The organism is Gordonia marina, from assembly GCF_052036135.1.
Lineage (GTDB): Bacteria > Actinomycetota > Actinomycetes > Mycobacteriales > Mycobacteriaceae > Gordonia.
This window is the reverse complement of the sequence record NZ_JBPSDN010000003.1, coordinates 47,593-70,366: the sequence shown is the minus strand read 5'-3', so window position 1 is coordinate 70,366 and position 22,774 is coordinate 47,593. Positions and strand designations below refer to the sequence as shown.

Here is a 22,774-nt window from a genome sequence, read left to right as displayed (position 1 = left end):
ATCACCCGGGCGAAGCCAGCAGAAGTACCGATCGTCGTGGACCGCCACGGCACCGACGCAGAGAGGGCGCATGTTCCGTCGTATCGCGATTGTCAACCGGGGAGAGGCCGCCATGCGGCTGATCAACGCCGTCCGGGACCTGAACGCCGAGACCGGGGAGTCGGTGCAGACGGTCGCTCTGCACACCGACGTGGACGCCGGCTCCACCTTCGTCCGGGAGGCCGACCTCACGTACGACCTGGGACCCGCCGCGGCGCGCCCCTACATCAACCTCGAGGTGCTCGAGCGTGCCCTGATCGAGAGCGGCGCCGACGCCGCGTGGGTGGGCTGGGGCTTCGTCGCCGAGGACCCGGCCTTCGCCGAGCTCTGTGAACGGATCGGGATCACCTTCATCGGCCCGTCGCCCGACGCGATGCGCCAGCTCGGCGACAAGATCGGCGCCAAGCTGATCGCCGAGGAGGTCGGCGTGCCGGTCGCACCGTGGAGCGGCGGCGAGGTGGAGACCCAGGAACAGGCCGTCGCGGCGGCCGAGAAGATCGGTTACCCGCTGATGCTCAAGGCCACCGCGGGCGGCGGCGGGCGCGGCATCCGGCGCGTCGACGACGAGGCCGATCTGGTCGACGCCTACCAGCGCACCCGCGACGAGGCCGAGCGCGCCTTCGGCAGCGGCGTCGTCTTCCTGGAGCGTCTGGTCACCGGCGCCCGCCACGTCGAGGTCCAGGTGATCTCCGACGGCGAGACCGCGTGGGCGCTCGGCGTCCGCGACTGTTCGGTGCAGCGCCGCAACCAGAAGGTGATCGAGGAGTCGGCGTCGCCGGTCCTCGGCCCCGAGCAGGTCGCCGAGGTCAAGGCCGCCGCCGAGCGGCTGGCCGTGAAGGTCGGCTACCGCGGTGCCGCCACCGTCGAGTTCCTGTACCACCCGGGCGAGCAGATGTTCGCCTTCCTCGAGGTGAACACCCGACTGCAGGTGGAGCACCCGATCACCGAGGTCACCAACGACTTCGACCTGGTCCGCGCGCAGATCCACGTCGCCTCCGGCGGCACGCTCGACGGCGAGAAGCCCTCCGAGCGCGGCCACGCCGTCGAGGCCCGGCTCAACGCCGAGGACCCCGACCGCGACTTCGCGCCGTCACCCGGTTACATCGCCCGGCTGGAGCTGCCGAGCGGCCCCGGCGTGCGCGTGGACACCGGCGTCAGCGAGGGCGACACCATCCCCGCCGATTTCGACTCGATGATCGCCAAGATCATCGCCTACGGCAACACCCGTGACCAGGCGCTCGCCCGCCTGCGCCGCGCCATGGGCCGCACCCGCGTGGTGATCGAGGGCGGCGCCACCAACAGCAGCTTCATCATCGACCTGCTCGACCAGCCCGAGGTGATCGACGGCAGCGCCGACACCGGCTGGATCGACCGGGTCCGCGCCGAGGGCCGCCTGGTCAGCCACCGGCATTCCTCGATCGCCCTGGCCGCCGCCGCCATCGACGCCTACGAGGAAGAGGAGCAGGCCGAACGCAACCGCCTGTTCGCCACCGCCCGGGGCGGTCGCCCGCAGGTGATGCACGAGAGCGGCCGGCCGATCGACTTCAAACTGCGCGGCGTCGGCTACCGGGTACGCGTCGCCCGCGTCGGGGCGCAGCGCTTCCGCGTCGTCATCGAGGCCGGCGCCGATTCGGCCGCCGCCGACGTCAGCGTCGAGCGGTACGACGAGCACACCGGCCGCATCACGGTCAACGGTGAGCGCTTCCGCGTCCTCACCGACACGCACGGCCCGATCCACCTGGTCGACGTCGACGGCGTCACCCACCGCGTCAGCCGCGACGAGGGCGGCGTCGTCCGCTCCCCCGCGCCCGCGCTGGTGATCGCGACCCCGCTGGAGGTCGGCGACGAGGTGGCCGCCGGCGATCCGGTCCTGGTGCTGGAGTCGATGAAGATGGAGACGGTGCTGCGCGCGCCGTTCGCCGCCCGCCTCAAGGAGTGCGTGGTCAACGTCGGCGCGCAGGTGGAGACCGGCGCCCCGCTGCTGCGTCTGGAACCGGTCGGCGACGGCGACGAGGAGCAGGACACCGCCTCCGAGGCCGCCGTCCTCGATCTGCCCGCGCAGCCGACCATCCCCGACGCCCACGACCTCGCCGAGCGGGGCCGCGAAGCGCTGCACAGCCTGATGCTGGGCTTCGACGTCGACCCCGAGGACAGCAGCCGGCTGCTCAGCGGCTACCTCGCCGACCGCCAGGCGGAGATCGACGCCGGCAGCCGCCCGCTCGCCGGCGAGACCGAACTGGCCAGTGTCTTCGCCGATCTGGCCGAGCTGGCCCGGCGCCGCCCGGCCGACGACGAGGTCGACGACCGCGTCCACTCGACCCGCGAGCAGTTCCACACCTATCTGCAGAGTCTCGACGTGGAGCTGGCCGGCCTGCCCGAGCAGTTCCAGCGCAAGCTCGCCGCCGCCCTCGCGCACTACGACGTCGAGGACCTGGAACGCACCGACGACCTGGAGGCCGCGGTCTTCCGGATCTTCCTCGCGCTGCAGCGGCTCGACGACATCGTGCCGAGCGTCGCGACCCTGCTGCGCCGCTGGATGAAGGAGCCGGCACCGGCACCGGAGCTGCGGGAACGAGTCGGCCAGGTGCTCGAGCACATGGTGGCGGCCACCCAGATCCGCTTCCCGGCGATCGCCGACCTGGCGCGCGGCGTCCTCTACGCCTGGTACGGCCAGCCGCGTCTGATGCGCACCCGCGAACGGGTGTACGCCGCGATCGACAGCGATCTGACGTACCTGGATGCCAATCCGGAAGCCTCCGACCGCGCCGAGCGCATCGCCGAGATGGTCAAGAGCACCGAGCCGCTGGTGCGCGTGCTGAGCCGTCGCCTGGCCGATGCGTCGCTCGACAACGCCGTGATGCTGGAGGTCCTGACCCGCCGCTACTACGGCAACAAGGGTCTGAGCGGCGTCGCCACCCACCGCGCCGGCGGCGTGACCTTCGTGCTGGCCCAGCGCGGCGGGTCGTTGCTGGTGTCTGCGGCGACCAGTTTCGACGACCTGGACACCGCGATGTGCGGGCTGGCCGAACTCGCCGACGGTGCCGCGTCGATCGACGCCGACGTCTACGTGCGCTGGGAGGAGCAGCCCGAGGACCTCGACGAGATGGCCGCCCAGTTGCAGGAGGTGGTCGGCGCCCGCCTGCTGCCCAGCCAGATCCACCGGGTCACCGCGACCGTCGCCGGTTCCGGCGACGAGGCCATGCACCACCACTTCACGTTCCGGCCGTCGGCGACCGGGATGAGCGAGGACCGCCTGATCCGCGGCCTGCACCCCTACATCGCCCAGCGCATGCAGATGGAACGGCTCCGCAAGTTCGACGTCACGCGCCTGCGGTCGTCGGACGACGAGGAGGTGTACCTGTACCGCGCCGTCGCGAAGGCCAACCAGAACGACGACCGGCTGATCGCATTCGCCCAGGTCCGCGACCTGACCGCGGTCAGCGAGCAGAACGGCAAGCTGCTCACCCTGCCGACCGCCGAGCGCACCTTCGAGGCCTGCGTGGACTCGATCCGCCGCGCGCAGGCCAAGCGCCCGTCGTCCAAGCGGTTCAACACCAACCGCATCGTGATGTACATCTGGCCGCCGCTGGACGTGGACCGCAGGCAGGTGGCGCGTGTGGTGCGCCACACCCTCGGTACGGCGGCATCGACCGACGGCGCGGGGCTGGAGGAGATCCTGCTCATCGCCCGGCACCGCGATCAGGAGACCGGCGAACTCACCAAGGTCGCCGTGACGATCGGGTTCGACGCCGCGGGCGAAACCCAGATCACCGTCGACGAGCCGGACAGCACGCCCATCGAGCCGGTCGACGAGTACCGGCAGAAGGTGCTGCGGGCCGCGCGCCGCAACAACGTGTACCCGTACGAGCTGACCGACCTGCTCGGCGACTTCACCGAGTACGACCTGGAACCGGCCGCCGAGCCGGACCGGGACGAGGTCGGCGAACTGGTGCCGGTGGACCGGCCCAAGGGGCACAACACCGCGGCGGTCGTCGTCGGTATCGTCAGCACCCCGACCGCCAAGTACCCGGAGGGTGTCCGCCGCGTGGTGATGCTGGGCGATCCGACCAAGTCGCTCGGCGCCCTCACCGAGCCCGAGTGCCGCCGGTACATGGCGGCACTGGATCTCGCCGAGCGGGAGCAGCTGCCCGTCGAGTGGTACGCGCTGTCGTCCGGCGCCGCGGTCAAGATGGACTCGGGCACCGAGAATCTTGACTGGGTGGCCGCCGCGCTCAAGCGCATCGTCGAGTTCACCCAGGACGGCGGCGAGATCAACATCGTCGTCTCCGGCATCAATGTCGGCGGCCAGGCGTACTGGAACGCCGAGGCCACCATGCTGATGCACACCAAGGGCATCCTGGTGATGACCCCGGATTCGTCGATGGTGCTGACCGGCAAGCAGGCCCTGGACTTCTCCGGCGGCGTGTCCGCGGAGGACAACTTCGGGATCGGCGGCTACGACCGCGTGATGGGCCCGAACGGTGAGGCACAGTACTGGGCGCCGAATCTGACCGCGGCCATCGGCGTCGTGATGAGCCACTACGACCACAGCTATGTGGTGCCCGGCGAGGACGGGCCGCGCCCGGCGGTGACCGGTGACCCCGTCGACCGCGACATCTCGGACTTCCCGCACGAGCTGGAGGGCTCCGAGTTCGCCACGGTCGGCGAGATCTTCTCGCCCCTGGGCAACCCGGATCGTAAGAAGCCGTTCGACATCCGTTCGGTGATGAGCGCGGTGGTCGACCAGGATCTGCCGTCGCTGGAGCGCTGGGCGGGGATGGCCGACGCCGAGACCGTCGTCGTGCACGACACCCACATGGGCGGGCATGCGGTGACCCTGATCGGCATCGAGTCGACGCCGATCGCCCGTCGCGGCTTCCTGCCGGCCGACGGCCCGGACACCTTCAGCGCGGGCACGCTGTTCCCGCAGTCGTCGAAGAAGGCGGCGCGCGCGATCAACGCGGCCAGCGGCAACCGGCCGGTCGTCGTGCTGGCCAACCTGTCCGGCTTCGACGGCTCACCGGAGTCGCTGCGCAAGCTGCAGCTGGAGTACGGCGCCGAGATCGGCCGGGCCATCATCAATTTCGAGGGCCCGATCGTCTTCTGCGTGATCTCCCGCTACCACGGTGGCGCGTTCGTCGTGTTCTCCAAGGCGCTCAACCCGAACATGACGGTGCTGGCCATCGAGGGATCGTTCGCCTCGGTGCTCGGCGGCGCTCCCGCCGCGGCCGTCGTCTTCGCCGGCGACGTCCGTACGCGCACCGAGAACGACCCGCGAGTCCAGGACCTGCAGAATCGCCTGGAGCAGGCCTCGGACACCGAGCACGCGTCGCTGTCGGCCGAGCTCGAAGAGGTGCGCGCCAGCGTGCGGGCCGAGAAGCTCTCCGAGGTGGCCGCCGAGTTCGACGCGGTGCACAGCATCGAGCGCGCCGTCCAGGTCGGTTCCGCCGACGAGATCATCAAGGCCGCCGAGCTGCGCCCGAAGATCATCGAAGCGATCACCGCCTCGCGCGACTGACCGGCTGAGACGGCGGCCGCCCCCGGACTTCCCGGGGGCGGCCGCCGTTCTCTCCCATGATGGTCGAGCGAAGTCGAGACCACCGCCCGCCGAACCGCCCTCCCGCCGCCCGTTGAGCCGCCCTGCCGCCGCTCGTCGAGCGGACCTCCCACCCGCCCGTTGAGCCACCCTGCTACCGCCCGCCGAGCGGACCCACCCGCCCGCCCCGCCGGTCAAGCCGCTAGGCGCAGACCGTGTCGAAACGCCCCCGGACTGGCGGGCGTTTCGACTCGCCGCCTCGCCCTGGCGGGCTCGGCGACGGCTCAACGGGCTGCTGGCGGGCTCGTCGAAACGCCCCCGAGTCAAGTCGGCCGACGCTCAGCCCAGCACGTCCACGACCGGCCCGGCCAAGTCGCTGCAATCGACCGTGACCACCTCACCGGCGTGCTCGCGGAGATACCGGACCGCGCCGCCGGAGTCCGCGATCACCCGGGAGACGTCGGTGAGCAGTCCCGCCCCGACGTACACCGGCTGCGCCAGATGCCCGTGGCACGACGCCCGCACCAGCACCTCCGGCCTCCCCGCGGCGGCGTCGAGGACGCGGGCCACGCCGACGTCGCCCAGGTCCTGACTGTCGATGGTCTGCACCAGGACCCCGGCGACGCCGTCGATGCCGGCCGCGAAGGTCAGCGCGGCGCCGACGGTCTCGTCGAGGGCGTCGTACCATTCGGGCACGTAGAAGGCGGTCGACGAGTCCCGCGGCGCCTGAACCACCCGGCTGCCGAGCGCGACATACAGATCGCCGCAGCCGCCGGCGCCGAACCCCGCCAGAAGTGCGCGGAGCCGCTCGAGCTGCGGGATGTCGTCGCTGTCGTCGGGCACGGCCCCCTCGTCGCCCCGGGACACCAGCACGACCCCGACGACCGGCCCCGACCGGCCGCCGGTGGCGACTTCACCGAGCGACATGATGAGCCCAGTTTACGCGCGCTTCCCGCGGCCCGCCGGTCCACGTCGCTGCCAGCGACTTCGTCGTCGCCCAGCCCGCGGAGTGGGCGACGAAGTGCTCGCCGACTCCGTGGGCAAGAATCGCGCCGGTCATCCGACGCCGATTCCGAGCCGCCGCAGCCACGACCGGAGCAGCGGGACCAGTTCACCCCGCACACCGCGGCAGAGCCGCACCAGCAACCCGGCTCTCACCGCGGCGCACAGCCGATCGTCGGACATCCCGGCCTGGTGCGCGGAGGCGCGCCGGATCAATCCGTAGCGGTCGCGGGGCAGGTCGTCGATCGCGATGGTCATGGTTGAAGGAAAGGCCACTCCGGCGCCGTCGTCGAACGACTGTCCACAGACCTGTACGAGTGAGCCCCGGGTTGTCCACAGCCCGTGCCAGCGATTTCGATGTCGCCCACACCGCCGAGTGGGCGACGACCGACTCACTGGGCGCTGCCCACCGAATCAGTGGGCGTCAAGCCGGGCCCCGAATTAAACCCACTCCCGCCGGCCGTCGTGACACCCCATCCATGCGCGACCTACACTGAACCCGCAATCGGTTCGTCCGTCGCGCCGTCGCCCAGGAGCCCCTGTGACCGCGCGGACGTCGAGCGGCAGGCATCGCACGACGCGGTGGATGTCGCGAGAGGGAATCCGGTGAGACTCCGGAGCTGACCCGCAGCGGTATATCGGAACGACCGCCGTCACCACGCACTGGCCGCCCCCAGCGGCCGGGAAGCGACGGCCAGTAGGAGCGTCATTCTCCCGACGCGCGCCGATGAGCCCGAAGACCTGCCCGTTGTACCGGATGCGCCGCATCCGGTGACGTTCCGCCTCGTGGACCTGGGCGAAGTCGAAGCGCGTCTCTGGGGCTTTTCGTCTCTGGGGCTCTTCGTCTCCGCTTCCGGTAAGGGCGTTCGTCGTCACCCTTGTATGCAGGAGAACAGAAGAAAGATGGTTTTCACCACCACCGTGCCGGGCACCGCCCGGATCGGCGCCGATCGTGAACTCAAGCGAGCGGTCGAGGGGTACTGGGCCGGCCGGATCGACGCCGCCGAGCTGGAGCGCGTCGCCGCGCAGCTGCGCCGCACCAGCTGGGCCGAGCTGCTGACCGCCGGACTCGACTCGGTCCCGACGGGCACCTTCAGCTACTACGACCAGATGCTCGACACCGCCGTGCTCCTCGGCGCGCTCCCGCCGCGCGTCGCCGGCGTCGAGGATCCGCTGGACCGCTACTTCGCCGCCGCGCGCGGCGCCGACGGCATCACGCCGCTGGAGATGACGAAGTGGTTCGACACCAATTACCACTACCTGGTCCCGGAGATCGACGGGGACACCGTCTTCGCCCTCGACCCGACCAAGGTTCTCGCCGAGTACCGGGAGGCGACGGCGCAGGGCATGCCCGCCCGTCCGGTCGTCATCGGCCCGATCACCTTCCTCGCGCTCGCCAAGGCGGTGAACGACGCCGCCGAGCCGCTGAGCCGCATCGACGACCTGCTCCCCCTCTACGAGCAGCTCCTCGCCGAGCTCGACGCCGCGGGCGCGCAGTGGGTGCAGCTCGACGAGCCGGTCCTGGTGACCGACGCCCACGAGGGCCTCGCGGAGCTCGCCGAGCGCGTCTACACCCGGCTGTCCAGCACCCCGGATCGGCCGAAGATCCTGGTGCAGACTTACTTCGGCGACGCCGGCGAGTCGCTGGCCGCGCTCGCCCGCACCCGCGTCGAGGGTGTCGGCGTCGACCTCGTCTACGGCTCCGCCGAGTCGGTGAAGGCCGCCGGCCTGAACGACAAGCTGGTCGTGGCCGGTGTGGTCGACGGCCGCAACATCTGGCGCACCGACCTCGACGCCGCCCTGGCCACCCTGGAGGACCTGCGGCCGGCGGTCGGTGAACTGGCCGTGAGCACGTCGTGTTCCACGCTGCACGTCCCGTACTCGCTCGCCCCGGAGACCGAGCTCGACGACGCCCTGCGCGGCTGGCTCGCCTTCGCGAGCGAGAAGTTCGCCGAGGTCGCCGCACTGTCGGGGGCACTGAAGAACGGGCGCGCCGCCCAGAAGCAGGCCTTCGACGCCGCCCGCGACGCCCTGGCCTCCCGTGCCACCGACCCGCGCCTGCACGACGCCGCCGTCCGCGATCGGCTCGCGGCCCTGGCCGAGGCCGACCGCCGCCGCCACGACGCCGCGGACCGCCGCGAACGCCAGCGCGCGGCCCTGAAGCTGCCGGAACTGCCGACCACGACCATCGGCTCGTTCCCGCAGACCGGCGACATCCGCAAGGCCCGCCAGCAGCTGCGGACCGGGGAGATCGACCAGAACACCTACCGCGAGCGGATGGAGGCCGAGATCGCCGCCGTCATCGCGCTGCAGGAGCAGATCGGCCTCGACGTCCTGGTGCACGGCGAACCCGAGCGCAACGACATGGTGCAGTACTTCGCCGAGCAGCTCACCGGCTTCTTCGCCACGCAGAACGGCTGGGTCCAGTCGTACGGCTCGCGCTGTGTGCGCCCGCCGATCCTGTACGGCGACGTCGCCCGCCCCACGCCGATGACCGTCGGCTGGATCACCCACGCGCAGTCGTTGACCAACAAGATCGTCAAGGGCATGCTGACCGGCCCGGTCACCATCCTGGCGTGGTCGTTCGTGCGCGACGACCAGCCGCTCGCCGACACCGCCGACCAGGTGGCCCTCGCCATTCGCGACGAGACCGTCGACCTCGAGCGCGCCGGCGTCGGCATCATCCAGGTGGACGAGCCCGCCCTGCGCGAGCTGCTGCCGCTCCAGTCCGCTGATCGCCAGGCGTACCTGGACTGGGCCGTCGGCGCGTTCCGGCTGTCGACCTCCGGCGTCGCCGACGAGACGCAGATCCACACGCACCTGTGCTACTCGGAGTTCGGCGACGTGATCGGTGCCATCGCCGACCTCGACGCCGACGTGACCTCGATCGAGGCCGCCCGCTCGCACATGGAGGTCCTGGACGACCTCAACGCGATCGGCTTCGCGAACGAGGTCGGCCCGGGCGTGTACGACATCCACTCGCCGCGCGTCCCGGACGCCGGCGAGATGACCACGCTGCTGCGTGAGGCCCTGGATGCCGTTCCGGCCGAGCGCCTGTGGGTCAACCCGGACTGCGGCCTCAAGACCCGCACCACCGAGCAGGTCACCGCGGCCCTGACCGCGATGGTCGACGCCGCCAAGGCCGTCCGCGCCTGAGCCGCCGGGTCCTCTCAGCCCGTTGAGCGGCCACCGGCTCCCACCAAGCCCGTTGAGCCGCCACCGAGCCCGCCAGGGCGAGGCGGCGTGTCGAAACGCCCACCAGTCAAGAGGGCGTTTCGACACGGTCTACGCCTAGCGGCTTGACCGGCTCAACGGGCTGGCGGCGGTGGCTCCACCAGGCCAGCGGTAACACCCCACGAGCTGACAGCGGCCGCTCAACGAGACAGCACCGAACCCCAACATCCCACCGAGTCCTCTCAGCCCGTTGAGCCGTCGCCGAGCCCGCCAGGGCGAGGCGGCGTGTCGAAACGCCCACCAGTCAAGAGGACGTTTCGACACGGTCTGCGCCTAGCGGCTTGACCGGCTCAACGGGCTGGCGGAGGCGGCGGTGGCGGGGCGGGCTGGCGGAGGCGGTGGCGCAACGGGCGCGGCCCCTACTTCCAGGCGAAGACCGGCTGTTCCAGCTGGTCCACGCGAGTCCGTCGCCCGCGCACGACCACCTCCGCGAACTGGTAGATCACCGCCGCGGTCGGTGCGTGCACCCAGTAGCCGAAGATCGGCAGGCGGATCACCGGGCGTGGCGATTCCGGGATCGCGTCGAACTCGGGCGGCGCGGTGACCTCGTCGAGGGTGACGAAGAACAGCTCGTGCACCTCGTCCGGGCTCGGCACCGGCACCACGGGTTCGTCGGTCCAGCACACCACCGGCGTCATCACGTACCCGGAGCGCGTCTCGTAGTCGTCGAGCACGCCGATCACCGAGTCCTCGCCGAGCGATACGCCGAGCTCCTCGTCGAGTTCCCGCAGGGCCGCCTCGATCGCGGTCTCCCCCGGGTCGACACGCCCGCCGGGCAGCGCGAACTGATACGAGTGGCTGCGCAGCGACTTGGCCCGCCGCATCACCCAGATCCCCCGCTCCGAGCCCTCGCCGCCACCTGAGCCCGCCGACGGCACCACGGTGATCGCCACCGCCGCCCGCTTCAGCTCCGGCGACGACGCCGCGGCGCGGCGCTCCCACGAGGAGAGTCGCCGCGCCGCCACGTCCCGGGTCAGATCCATGACATCCAGGCTATGCCGATCCGGTTCTCATTCCAGCTCGACGAGCAGGTCGCCGGCACCCACCTCGGTGGCCGGGTGCACGACGACCCGCTTCACCACGCCCCCGGTCTGCGCCGAGATGGAGGCCTCCATCTTCATCGCCTCGATGGTGCCGATCACGTCGCCGGCGGCCACCTCGTCACCGGGGTGCACCGAGACGGTCACGACGCCCGCGAACGGCGCGCCGATGTGATGCGGGTTGTCCTTCTCGGCGCGTTCACGCACCTCGACGGTCACGTCGGCGGTGCGGTCGAGCACCGGCACCGGCCGGAGTTCGCCGTTCAGCGTGCACATGACGGTGCGGATGCCGGCCACGTCCGGCTCGCTGACCGCCTCGAGCGTGATCAGCAGCTGGACGCCGTCGCGCAGGATCACGCGATGCTCGTAGCCCTGCTGCAGCCCGTAGAAGAACTGGTACGCGGGCAGTCGCGAGGTGTCGCCGTATTCGGCACGGTGCGCGAGGTATTCGGCGGTCGGGCCGGGGAACAGCAGCCGGTTGAGCGCGGCCTGCCGCTCCGGACCGGGAGCCGCGAGCAGCGCCTGGTCCTCCGCCGACAGCACCTCTTCGGTGAGCGAGGAACTGCGACCGGCCAGGATCTTCTCCCGCAGCGGCTCCGGCCACCCGGCGGCCGGCTCACCCAGTTCACCCTGCAGGAAGCCGACCACCGAATCGGGGATGTCGTAGGCGGTCGGGTCGGCCGCGAACTCCTCGGCGGTGATGCCCTGCGCCACGAAGGCGATCGCGAGATCACCGACCACCTTGGACGACGGCGTAACCTTGACCGGGCGGCCGAGCAGCCGGTTGGCGCCCGCGTAGGCCTCCTCGACGGCCTCGAACTGGTCGCCGACACCGATCGAGATCGCCTGCTGACGCAGGTTGGAGAGCTGACCGCCGGGGATCTCGTGGTCGTAGACGCGGCCGGTCGGCGCCGGGATGCCCGACTCGAAGGTGCCGTACATCTTGCGCAGCGCCTCCCAGTACGGCTCCAGCGAGGTCACCTTGTCCAGGTCCAGGCCGGTGTCGTAGTCGGTGTGCGCGGCGGCGGCCACGATCGCCGAGAGCGACGGCTGGCTCGTCGTGCCGGACAGCGGTGCGCTGGCCCCGTCGACGGCGTCGGCACCCGCCTCCCAGGCGGCGAGATAGGTGGCCAGCTGGCCGCCCGGCGTGTCGTGCGTGTGCACGTGGATCGGCAGATCGAACTCGGCGCGCAGCGCGCCGACCAGCTTCCGCGCCGCGGCCGGGCGCAGCAGTCCGGCCATGTCCTTGATCGCCAGGATGTGCGCGCCGGCGTCGACGATCTGCTCGGCCAGCCGCAGGTAGTAGTCGAGGGTGTAGATGTCCTCGGCCGGGTTCGCCAGGTCCCCGGTGTAGCTCATGGCGACCTCGGCGACCGTGGTCCCCGTCTCGCGCACCGCGTCGATGGCCGGCCGCATGGCGTCGACGCTGTTCAGGGCGTCGAAGATACGGAAGATGTCCACACCGGTGCGGGCCGCCTCGTCGACGAAGGCGGTGGTCACCTGCGTCGGGTACGGCGTGTAGCCGACGGTGTTCTTGCCGCGCAGCAGCATCTGGAGACAGACGTTGGGCAGCGCCCTGCGCAGCCGCGCCAGCCGCTCCCAGGGGTCCTCCTTGAGGAAGCGCAGCGCGACGTCGTACGTGGCCCCGCCCCAGCACTCGACGGACAGCAGTTCGGGGGTGAGGGCGGCGACGTACGGTGCCACCGAGACCAGGCCCGACGTGCGCACACGCGTGGCGAGCAGCGACTGGTGCGCATCGCGGAAGGTGGTGTCGGTGACGGCGAGCGCCTTCTGCTCGCGCAACGCCCGCGCGAAGCCCTCCGGACCCAGCGCGTCCAGGCGCTGCTTGGACCCGGCCGGCGGGTCGGCGAGCACCGCCGGGCTGAGATCCGGCAGCTTCTTGTGCGGGTGCACCGCGGTCGGAACCAGCCCGTGCGGCCGGTGCACGGTCACGTCGGCCAGGTAGTTGAGCAGGCGCGACCCGCGCTCGGGCGAGCGCACCGCGGTCAGCAGCTCCGGACGGTCGTCGATGAACGACGTCGTGATGGCGCCGGCCTGGAAGTCCGGGTCGGCGAGCACGGCCTTGAGGTAGTCGATGTTGGTGTGCACGCCGCGGATCTTGAACTCGGCGAGCGCGCGCTGGGCGCGTCGTACCGCGGTGGTGAAGTCGCGGCCGCGGCAGGTCAGCTTGACCAGCATCGAATCGAAGTGGCCGGTGATCTCGGAGCCGAGCGCCGCGGCGCCGTCGAGCCGGACACCGGTGCCGCCCGGCGCGCGGTAGACGATGATGCGGCCGGTGTCCGGGCGGAACCCGTCCGCCGGGTTCTCGGTGGTGATGCGGCACTGCAGGGCGGCGCCGTGCACGGCGATCGCGTCCTGCGACAGCCCCAGATCGGCCAACGACTCGCCCGCCGCGATGCGCAGCTGCGAGGAGACCAGGTCGACGTCGGTCACCTCCTCGGTGACCGTGTGCTCCACCTGGATGCGCGGGTTCATCTCGATGAAGAAGTGCTGGCCGCGCTCGTCGACCAGGAACTCCACGGTGCCCGCGCAGCTGTAACCGATGTGCCGGGCGAACTTCACGGCGTCGTCGCAGATGCGACGCCGCAGATCAGGGTCCAGGTTCGGTGCCGGCGCCAACTCCACCACCTTCTGGTGACGGCGCTGCAGCGAGCAGTCGCGCTCGTAGAGGTGGATCACGTCGCCCTGGGTGTCGGCGAGGATCTGCACCTCGATGTGCCGCGGATTCACGACCGCCTGCTCCAGGAACACCGTCGGGTTGCCGAACGCGGCCTCCGCCTCACGCGAGGCGGCGCCGATCGCGTCGGCCAGCGCGGCCGGGTCGTCCACCCGGCGCATCCCGCGGCCACCGCCACCGGCGACCGCCTTGACGAAGATCGGGAAGGTCATGTCCTTCGACGCGGCGACCAGCGCGTCGACGTCCGACGACGGCTCGCTGCCGGCGAGCACCGGCAGACCGGATTCGCGCGCCGCCTGCACCGACTGCTTCTTGTCACCGGTCAGCTCCAGCACGCGGGCGCTGGGTCCGACGAAGGTGATGCCCTCGGCCGCGCACGCCGCGGCCAGCTCGGGGTTCTCCGAGGCGAAGCCGTAGCCGGGATAGATCGCGTCGGCGCCCGCGTGTTTGGCCGCGCCGATCAGTTCACTGACCGACAGGTACGCCTGGACGGGACGGCCGGGCTCGCCGATCTGATACGACTCATCGGCCTTCCCGCGGTGGACGCAGTTGCGGTCCTCCACCGGGTACACCGCGACGGTGCCCGCGCCCAATTCGTACGCGGCGCGGAAGGCGCGCACCGCGATCTCGCCGCGGTTGGCCACCAGGACTTTTCTGAACATCACTGCCTCAATGTCGGGTCGGATGAGCGGTGCCGCACCGGGTGTTCGGTGTCGGCGCACAAACGACGGGGAGGGCGTCCCGGGATCCGCCGACCGCCCTCTCCGTCGTTTGCAATATTCTATATTTACACGCTGACCGCGTGGTTCACGCCGGAATCGGACGTTGCACCGGGCCGTCGTACGCGGAGAGCGGACGGATCAGCGCGTTGGACCGGGTCTGCTCGACGATGTGCGCGGTCCAGCCGGTGATCCGGCTCATCACGAACATGGGCGTGAACATCGGAATGTCGAAGCCCATCAGGAAGTACGCCGGGCCGGTCGGGAAATCCAGGTTCGGCTTGATCCCGGTCCGGGCGTCCATCGTCGCGGCGAGTTCGTGGTAGATCTTCAGCCACTTGTCCTCGCCGACGTGCGCCGAGACCTTCTCCAGCGCCTGGTACATGGTCGGGACGCGGGAGTCGCCGTTCTTGTAGACGCGGTGCCCGAAGCCCATCACCTTCTCCTTGGCGTCGAGCTTGGCGTTCAGCCAGTCCTTGGCGCGTTCGGGCCGGTCGATCTCGATCATGTCGTACATGACGGCCTCGTTGGCGCCGCCGTGCAGCGACCCCTTGAGCGCACCGATCGCCGCGGTCACGGCACTGTAGATGTCCGACTGAGTGGACGTCACCACGCGGGCGGCGAAGGTCGACGCGTTGAAGCTGTGCTCGGCGTACAGGATCATCGAGACGTTGAACGCGTCGACGATCTCCTTGTCCGGCACCTTGCCGAAGCACATGTTCAGGAAGTTCTCCGCGTAGCCCAGCCCGTGGTGCGGGCCGATCGGCTCCTGCCCACGACGACGGCGGAAGTCGGCGGCGACGATCGTCGGCAGCACCGCGAGCATCCGCAGCCCCTTGTCGAGGTTGGCCTCCGGGGTCGGCACGTCCTCGTACGGATCCTCGCTGCCGAGGTAGCTGATCATCGTGCGGACGGTGTCCATCGGATGGCAGTTCTCCGGGATCCGCGCCAGCACCGCCTGCGCCGACCGGTCGAGGCGCCGGTTGGCCCGCTCCCGCTGGGTGAAGAGCGCGAGCTGCTGGACGTTCGGGAGTTCGCCGTACCAGAGGAGGTACGCCACCTCCTCGAAGCTCTTGGTGGCGGCCAGATCCTGGACCGCGTAGCCGCGGTAGGTGAGGCTGTTGGTCTCCGGGACCACCTTCGAGACGGCGGTGGTGTCGACGACGACGCCGGCCAGGCCCTTGCGGATCTCGATCGGCTCGGTGTTCTGCTGCTCGGTCATGACGGGTCTCCCGCGGGTGCGCGATAGGTGAAGATGGAGGAATCGAAGTCGTTGTAGTCGGAGTACTGCAGGAACTCGTACAGGCGGGCACGGTGCTGCATGCCGTCGAGGACGCCTTCCTGCGTGCCGTCCTCGGCGATCCGCTTCAGCCCGGCCTCGACTGCGCCCATCGCCAGCCGCAGCGTGGTGACCGGGTAGATCACCACGTTGTAGCCGATGGCGCGGAACTGATCGGCGGTGAACAGGTCGGACTTGCCGAACTCGGTCATGTTCGCCAGCAGCGGCACGTCCACCGCGTCCCGGAACCGCTTGAACTCGTCGAGGTCGGCGAGCGCCTCGGTGAAGATCAGGTCGGCACCGGCCGCGGCGTACTCCTTGGCCCGCGCGATCGCGGCATCGAGTCCCTCCACACCGCGCGCATCGGTCCGCGCGCAGATCACGAAGTTCTCGTCGCGGCGACCGCCGACAGCGGCCCCCAGGCGCCGGACCATGTCCGCGACCGGGACCACCTCCTTGCCGTCGAGGTGACCGCACCGCTTCGGGTTCACCTGGTCCTCGAGGTGACATCCGGCCAGCCCGGCGTCTTCCAGGACGGCGACGGTGCGGGCGGCGCTCATCGGCTCGCCGAACCCGGTGTCGGCGTCGATCAGCGTCGGCAGGTCGGTGGCCCGGGCGATCGCCCCGCCCCGGGCGGCCACCTCGGTGAGGGTGGTCAGTCCGATGTCGGGCAGCCCGAGATCGGCCGAGAGGGCCGCGCCGGAGACGTAGACGCCCTCGAATCCGGCGTCGGCGACGATCTTCGCGACCAGCGGCGAGAACGCCCCGGGCCAGCGCTGCAACTCGCCGGAGGCGAGTCCGGCGCGCAGCGCCCGGCGCTTCTCGGTGTCGGTGACGCCCGACGAGAACAGTGCGCTCATGTCAGAGGATTCCTTCCCCGGTGGCCGGCGCCGAAGCCAGCACCTCGTCGAGCACACGCACGTTCAGCGCACCCAGGCCGCCGGCCGGGATACCGGCCAGGCCCTCGGCCGCCGCGGTGAAGCGCTCCTGCTCGGCCGCGTCGACGACGCCCTGCGCCATCCGCGCGAACTTGTTCAGGTACTGCGGCCGGGCGAACGGCCGGGCACCGAGCGGGTGGGCGTCGGCGACGGCCAGCTCGTCGACGATCACGTCGCCGTTCTTCATGGTGATCACGGCGCGGGCGCCGAAGGCCTTCTCGTTCGGGTCGGTCGAGTGGTAGCGGCGAGTCCACTCCGGGTCCTCGACGGTGGAGATCTTCTTCCACAGTTCGACGGTGTCCGGGCGGGCCGCCCGCTCCGGCGCGTACGAGCGCTCGTGATCCCAGTCGCCGTCCTGCAGCGCGACGGCGAAGATGTACATGACCGAGTGATCGAGGGTCTCGCGGCTGGCCTTCGGGTCGAACTTCTGCGGGTCGCCCGAGCCGGTGCCGATCACGTAGTGGGTGTGGTGGCTGGTGTGCAGCACGATCGACTCGACGTCGTCGGTGTTGCCGACCCGCTCGCGCATCCGGCGCGCGAGGTCGATCGGCGCCTGGCTCTGGTACTCGGCCGAGTGCTCCTTGGTGTAGGTGTCCAGGATGCCGCGCTTGGCCTCGCCCGGGCCGGGCAGCGGCACGGTGTAGCGGGCGTCCGGGCCGCCGAGCAGCCACGCGATCACGCCGTCCTCGCCCTCCCAGATGGGCGACGGCGCACCCTCGCCGCGCATGGCTCGGTCGACGGCCTCGACGGCGATCTTGCCGGCGTGCGCCGGGGCGTAGGCCTTCCAGCTGGAGATCTCGCCCTTGCGCGACTGGCGGGTGGCGGTGGTGAGGTGCAGCGCCTGGCCGACGGCCTGGTAGATGGTGTCGATCTCGAGGCCGAGCATGGTGCCCAGACCGGCGGCGACCGACGGGCCGAGGTGCGCCACGTGGTCGATCTTGTGCTCGTGCAGGCAGATGCCCTTCACCAGGTCCACCTGGACCTCGTACGCGGTGGCCAGGCCGCGGATCAGGTCGTGGCCGCTGGCGCCGACGCGCTGGCCGACGGCGACGAGCGCGGGGATGTTGTCACCCGGGTGGCTGTACTCGGCGGCCAGGAAGGTGTCGTGGAAGTCGAGCTCGCGGACCGCGACGCCGTTGGCCCAGGCGGCCCACTCCGGCGCGTACTCACCGTCGATACCGAAGACGCCGGAACCGCCGGTGATCGGCCGGGTCTGGGCCTGGCGACGGGCGCTGGTGACCGGGCGGCGGGCCACCGAGGCCGCGCTCACCGCGGCGTTGTCGATGATCCGGTTGACGATCATCTCGGCCGTCTCGGCCGGGACCTCCACCGGATCGACGGCGATCTGGGCGACCTTGTAGGCCAGGTGGTCCTCCTTGGGGAAGACCTCGGAACTGCGACGCGTGTACACCTCGTGATTGATCATGTTCGCACCGTACGCAGACCGTCCATGCGATGAAAAGACCTGGCAAATGCGTATTTCTGCGAACGTCAAAGACCGATTCTGCGAACTTTGCGGACGCTCCGGCGGGTAGACTGACCGTCATGGCGAAGACGTACGTGGGCGCGCGGTTGCGGCGACTCCGCGACGACCGCGGCATCTCGCAGGCCGCCCTGGCCCGCCGGCTCGATCTGTCGACCAGCTACGTGAATCAGCTGGAGAACGACGCCCGTCCGATCACCGTCCCGGTCCTCCTGCGACTCACCCGCGAGTTCGACCTCGCCCCCGACTTCTTCGCCGCCGACCCCGACGCGCGGCTCACCGCGGACCTCGCCGACGTGCTGCTCGCCCACGGCGACGGGTCGTTGCCACCGGCCGAGATCACCGAACTCGTGTCCCGGATGCCCGGCGTCGGCCGCACCCTGGTCACCCTGCACCGGCGGCTCACCGCCGCGACCGGCGAACTGGAGAGCCAGCGCGGGAACGTCACCGATGTTCCGTACGACGATCTGGCCGCCGCCGGCACCCCGTTCGAGCAGGTCCGCGACTACTTCTACGACCGCCGCAACCACATCGCGGAACTCGACGACGCGGCCGAGGCGCTCTTCGAGAGCGCCGGTCTGCATGTCGGCGGGCTCGATCTGCAGCTGGCCCGGGTCCTGGATGCCGACTACGGGATCAGTGTCCGGATCAGCCGCGCCGCACCGACCGATCCCACCGCGGAGACCGGTCCGAACGGCGCGGTGCCCAAGCGCCGGTACGACCCGGTGACGGCCACGGTGACCCTCGCCCGGCGCCTCACCCCGGGCCAGCGCGCCTTCCAACTCGCCACCCAGCTCGCCCTGCTCAGCCAGCGGGACCTGATCGACCGGCTGATCGACGACGCCGGAGATCAGCTCGACCCCGGCTCGGTCCCGGTCGCGCGCACCGGCCTCGCCAACTACTTCGCCGGCGCCCTGCTGCTCCCGTACACCCAGTTCGCCGCCGCCGCCCGCCGGGTGCGCTACGACGTCGACCTGCTCAGCCGCGACTTCGAGGTCGGCTTCGAGACCGTCTGCCACCGCCTGTCGACGCTGCAACGGCCGGGTGATCGCGGAATCCCGTTCATCTTCGTCCGGGTCGACAAGGCCGGGAACATCTCGAAACGCCAGTCCGCCACCGCCTTCCACTTCTCCCGGGTCGGCGGCAGCTGCCCGCTGTGGGTGGTGCACGACGCCTTCTCGATGCCCGGCCGCGTCCACACCCAGGTGTCCGAGATGCCCGACGGCCGTACCTACTTCTGGCTCGCGCGCACCACCGACCCGATGCAGCGCGGCCACCTGGCGACACCCTCGAATTTCGCCGTCGGCCTGGGCTGCGACCTCTCCCACGCCGACGAACTGGTCTACGCCACCGGGGTGGACCTGCGCGAGGAACGGACGGTGGTCCCGATCGGCGCCGGCTGCAAGGTCTGCCCACGCCCGACCTGTCCGCAGCGCGCCTTCCCCCTCCTGGGCCGCGCCATCGACGTCGACGAACACATCAGCGACGCCCTCCCCTACCGCCCCGCCCCCTGATGTCGTACCCGTGCCCACCACTGCGAATCGGCCACCGCCGGGCGAGGTTCCCACCGACGGAACGTATGGATCCCCGTTGTCCGCAGCAGATGGTGAAGAACAACGACTCTCGGTAGCGGCCCGGGCGTCACTTCATCAACGGTGGACCAGACGTCCGGACACAGCCGCGACAAGGACGCCTGACTCGCTGACCTGACCGTGACGTAGCCTCCGCTGGAAGTCACCCCGACCTGCGCGAATCGGTATCACTCCGAGGAATCGAGCCGGATACGCCACGGTACGGTCAAGCCTGCACTCCCCGAAGCCCCCCCGGGGCACCGTGGACCGCCCGACGCGGACTCACCCCGGCGAACCCCGCCAGTGGCGCACCTCCAGCGCCGCGGCGACGGCGATCGCGTTGTCGGCCAGCGGGATCGGGAGGAGTTCTTCGGCCCGGGCCAGCCGGCGCACGACCGTGTTGCGGTGCGTGTACAGGCGCGCGGCGGTCGCGCTCGCGTTGCACTGCTGGGTGAACCAGACCCGCAGACACTCGGCGACCTCCGGGTCGGCGTCGAGCAGATCGCCGAGGGTGGCGGTGACGAAGTCGGTCACCTTCTCCTCGTCGTCGCTCAGCGCGTCGATCATCCGGACCTCGTCATACCGCGCGGTACGCCGGTCCCCGCCCGCCCGCTGCAGAATGCGGTGCGCGGTCAGTGCCTGAAAGTGGCTGCGCCGGAAGCCTTCCCGCCCCTCCCCGGGGGCACCCAGCGCGATGTGCACGTCACCGTGGCTGCGCACCGCCGGGCCCGGATCGACGTCGACGGCGGGGAACCACACCCACAGCTGCGAGACGCCGGCGAGAACCACCAGGCGCCGCGCGATGCCGCCGGCCTGCATGATCGCCTCGCACGCCGACTCCAGGTGATCGGCCGAGACCCGCGGGCCGCCGGAGATCACCGCGGCCAGCTGCGGGCCGTCGAGCCGGTAGCCGAGCTGCGCATGGGCCCGCGCGTCGGAGACGGGCGCCCCCTCGAGGATCAGCGCCACCGCGGCGCGTCGTTGCGCGTGGGTGTCACCGGCGAGTTCGGCGCGGGCGACGTCGATCATCTCGGCCAGCGAACGCACGGTGTCGTCGATGTAGGTGGCGATCGACGTCGAGGTGACCTCGAGTAGCCGCCGCAGGAGGTCCCGGTCGTCGGTGAGGGCGAAGCAGATCTGCATCCACAGCTGCCACGCGACGTTCTGCGAGGTCCGGAACGCGTCGAGCGCGGTCGCATCCATGCCCCGGCGCACCAGATCGCGGACGAAGATCTCCGTGTCGTCGCTGGCCCGGACGCTGACGCGCAGGCCGGGCGCGGCGAGATTCGCCGCCGCCCAGTGCTCGATGTTCGCCGTGGAGGTGGCCATCGCGATGCCGAGGAGCTCGGGATCTTCGGCGACCACGTCCATCCCGGTGCCCTGGAGCACGCTCTCGTCGAGCGCCTGCGCCCATTCCGGCGGTGCGGCGAGGACCACCTGAACGCCCCGCCGGATCAGTTCGGCGATCTCGGGTTCCACCGGTTCATCGAGCACGTGATTGATTGTGCACCAATCTGGAGCACAATTTGGTGCGATTCACTCTTGCCAGGCGGCATTGTTACCAACGATCATTGATACATAACGGTGACGCACCCGGCGTCGCCCAGCCGCCCGCCCTAGCGAACGGACTCGCATGACCACCGACACCAACGCCGGAATCCTCGATGTACTGATCATCGGCGCCGGCATCTCCGGCATCGGCGCCGCGCACTACCTGACCACCGAGCATCCGGAGCGCTCGTTCGAGATCCTGGAATCGCGACACACCATCGGCGGCACCTGGGACCTGTTCAAGTACCCGGGCATCCGGTCCGACTCCGACCTGCACACCTTCGGCTTCGGCTTCAAGCCGTGGACCGACAACCAGTCGATCGCCGACGCCGACCGCATCCTCGATTACCTGCGGGAAGCCGTCAACGACGACGACCTGACCGGGAAGATCCGCCTGCACCGCCGGGCGATCGGCGCCGACTGGAGCACCGAGGATCAGGCGTGGCACGTCGCCGTCGCCGATACCGATAAGGGCGAGGACGGTGCCACCGAGCTGATCAAGGCGCGGTGGATCTTCGCCGGCACCGGCTACTACAACTACGACGAGGGCTTCACCCCGGACTTCCCGGGCGCCGAGCGCTTCACCGGCCAGATCGTCCACCCGCAGCACTGGCCCGAGGACCTGGACTACCGCGGCAAGCGCGTGGTCGTGATCGGCTCCGGCGCCACCGCCGTCACCCTGATCCCGTCGATGACCGACGACGCCGAGCACGTCACCATGCTCCAGCGCACGCCCACCTACGTGATCCCGCTGCCGCGCGAGGACGTCATCGCCAACGCCTTCAAGAAGGTCCTCGGCGCCGAGCGCGGGTACCGCCTGTCGCGGGAGAAGAACATCCTGCAGCAGCGCGTGATGTACGAACTCTGCCAGCGCTTCCCGAAGCCGATGCGCGCCGTGATCCGCGGCACCAACAAGGCCATGCTCGGCAAGGACTTCCCGCTGGATCCGCACTTCAACCCGCCGTACAACCCGTGGGATCAGCGGCTGTGCGTGGTGCCCGACGGCGACATGTTCTCCGCTCTCAAGCGCGGCGACGCGTCGATCGTGACCGACCGGATCGCCACCTTCACCGAGAAGGGCATCCTGCTGGAGAGCGGCCGCGAGCTGGAGGCCGACATCATCGTCACCGCCACCGGCCTGAATCTGCAGATGTTCGGCGGCATGGACCTCGCGGTCGACGGCGAGCCGGTCGAACTGAACGACTGCGTCGCCTACCGCGGCGTCATGCTGTCCGGTCTGCCGAATCTCGCTTTCGCGATCGGCTACACCAACTCCTCGTGGACCCTGAAGGTCGACATGCTGTGCCAGTACTGGTGCCGGATGCTCACCTACATGGACGCCCACGGCTACACGAGCGTCCGCGCGGTCCCGAAGCCGGATATGGAGACCCGTCCGCTGCTCGACTTCGGCGCCGGCTACGTCCAGCGCGCCCTCTCCGGCCTGCCCCGGCAGGGCGTCGACAAGCCGTGGACCATGTCGATGAGCGTCTACGCCGACCGCAGCCAGCTCGATCGCGGCGCCGTCGACGACGAGTTCCTCGCCTACGAGCGGGTCGTGCCTGCGGAGATCCTGGACGGGGAGCCCGCCGCGGTCTGACCCCGCACCACCGCAGTGATCCCACGAACCCCGCACCACTCCGGTGCGGGGTTCGTTAGATTCGGCATCGGTGGCGCCGTCTGGCGT

12 protein-coding genes and 1 riboswitch are annotated in these 22,774 nt (G+C 70.4%); of the genes, 4 read left to right on the top strand and 8 right to left on the bottom strand.

Annotation, left to right across the window (positions count from 1 at the left end):
• Positions 1–70: 70 nt before the first annotated feature.
• The gene (locus ACSEEN_RS02270; protein WP_440712190.1) at positions 71–5,557 is read left to right on the top strand and encodes an ATP-binding protein; all 5,487 of its coding nucleotides are present in this window, start codon (positions 71–73) and stop codon (positions 5,555–5,557) included.
• A 357-nt stretch (positions 5,558–5,914) separates the two neighbouring features.
• Here the strand turns inward: ACSEEN_RS02270 and ACSEEN_RS02265 are convergent, their stop codons facing one another.
• Together ACSEEN_RS02265 and ACSEEN_RS02260 are read right to left on the bottom strand one after the other, a co-directional pair.
• Positions 5,915–6,502 carry a hypothetical protein gene (locus ACSEEN_RS02265; RefSeq protein ID WP_247867080.1) on the bottom strand — a complete coding sequence of 196 codons (588 nt, stop codon included), beginning with the start codon at positions 6,500–6,502 and terminating at the stop codon, positions 5,915–5,917.
• 129 nt (positions 6,503–6,631) lie between these two features.
• Entirely contained in the window at positions 6,632–6,835 is a 204-nt protein-coding gene (locus ACSEEN_RS02260) for a type IV toxin-antitoxin system AbiEi family antitoxin domain-containing protein (protein ID WP_440712189.1), read from the bottom strand.
• Positions 6,836–7,144: 309 nt separating this feature from the next.
• A riboswitch (cobalamin riboswitch) is annotated at positions 7,145–7,340 on the top strand.
• A gap of 140 nt (positions 7,341–7,480) precedes the next feature.
• On the opposite strand from ACSEEN_RS02260, the gene metE reads away from it, so the two are divergent.
• Entirely contained in the window at positions 7,481–9,733 is a 2,253-nt protein-coding gene (gene metE / locus ACSEEN_RS02255) for a 5-methyltetrahydropteroyltriglutamate--homocysteine S-methyltransferase (protein WP_440712188.1), read from the top strand.
• A gap of 437 nt (positions 9,734–10,170) precedes the next feature.
• Here metE and ACSEEN_RS02250 read toward each other — a convergent pair whose 3' ends face one another.
• From ACSEEN_RS02250 to prpD, 5 genes are all read right to left on the bottom strand, one after another.
• Positions 10,171–10,794, bottom strand: a complete 624-nt coding sequence (locus ACSEEN_RS02250) for an NUDIX hydrolase (protein WP_440712187.1) — start codon at positions 10,792–10,794, stop codon at positions 10,171–10,173.
• 27 nt (positions 10,795–10,821) lie between these two features.
• Positions 10,822–14,211 (bottom strand): pyruvate carboxylase, encoded by a 3,390-nt coding sequence (locus ACSEEN_RS02245; RefSeq protein WP_371308401.1) that lies wholly within the window; start codon positions 14,209–14,211, stop codon positions 10,822–10,824.
• 145 nt (positions 14,212–14,356) lie between these two features.
• Positions 14,357–15,490, bottom strand: a complete 1,134-nt coding sequence (locus tag ACSEEN_RS02240; RefSeq protein WP_440712186.1) for a bifunctional 2-methylcitrate synthase/citrate synthase — start codon at positions 15,488–15,490, stop codon at positions 14,357–14,359.
• A complete protein-coding gene (prpB, locus tag ACSEEN_RS02235; RefSeq protein ID WP_298441692.1) occupies positions 15,487–16,407 on the bottom strand; it encodes a methylisocitrate lyase in 921 nt (306 codons plus the stop codon). Before prpB ends, ACSEEN_RS02240 begins: the two co-directional genes overlap by 4 nt.
• A gap of 1 nt (position 16,408) precedes the next feature.
• Entirely contained in the window at positions 16,409–17,911 is a 1,503-nt protein-coding gene (gene prpD / locus ACSEEN_RS02230; protein ID WP_440712185.1) for a 2-methylcitrate dehydratase PrpD, read from the bottom strand.
• Between the two features lie 119 nt (positions 17,912–18,030).
• Here prpD and ACSEEN_RS02225 point away from each other — a divergent pair, with 119 nt between their 5' ends.
• Positions 18,031–19,482: a short-chain fatty acyl-CoA regulator family protein gene (locus ACSEEN_RS02225; protein WP_440712184.1), complete on the top strand. Its 1,452-nt coding sequence runs from the start codon at positions 18,031–18,033 to the stop codon at positions 19,480–19,482.
• A gap of 339 nt (positions 19,483–19,821) precedes the next feature.
• Here ACSEEN_RS02225 and ACSEEN_RS02220 read toward each other — a convergent pair whose 3' ends face one another.
• Positions 19,822–21,033 carry a PucR family transcriptional regulator gene (locus ACSEEN_RS02220; protein WP_298441696.1) on the bottom strand — a complete coding sequence of 404 codons (1,212 nt, stop codon included), beginning with the start codon at positions 21,031–21,033 and terminating at the stop codon, positions 19,822–19,824.
• A 139-nt stretch (positions 21,034–21,172) separates the two neighbouring features.
• Here ACSEEN_RS02220 and ACSEEN_RS02215 point away from each other — a divergent pair, with 139 nt between their 5' ends.
• On the top strand, positions 21,173–22,687 hold the full coding sequence (locus ACSEEN_RS02215) for a flavin-containing monooxygenase (protein ID WP_298441698.1): 1,515 nt from the start codon (positions 21,173–21,175) through the stop codon (positions 22,685–22,687).
• Positions 22,688–22,774: the final 87 nt, after the last annotated feature.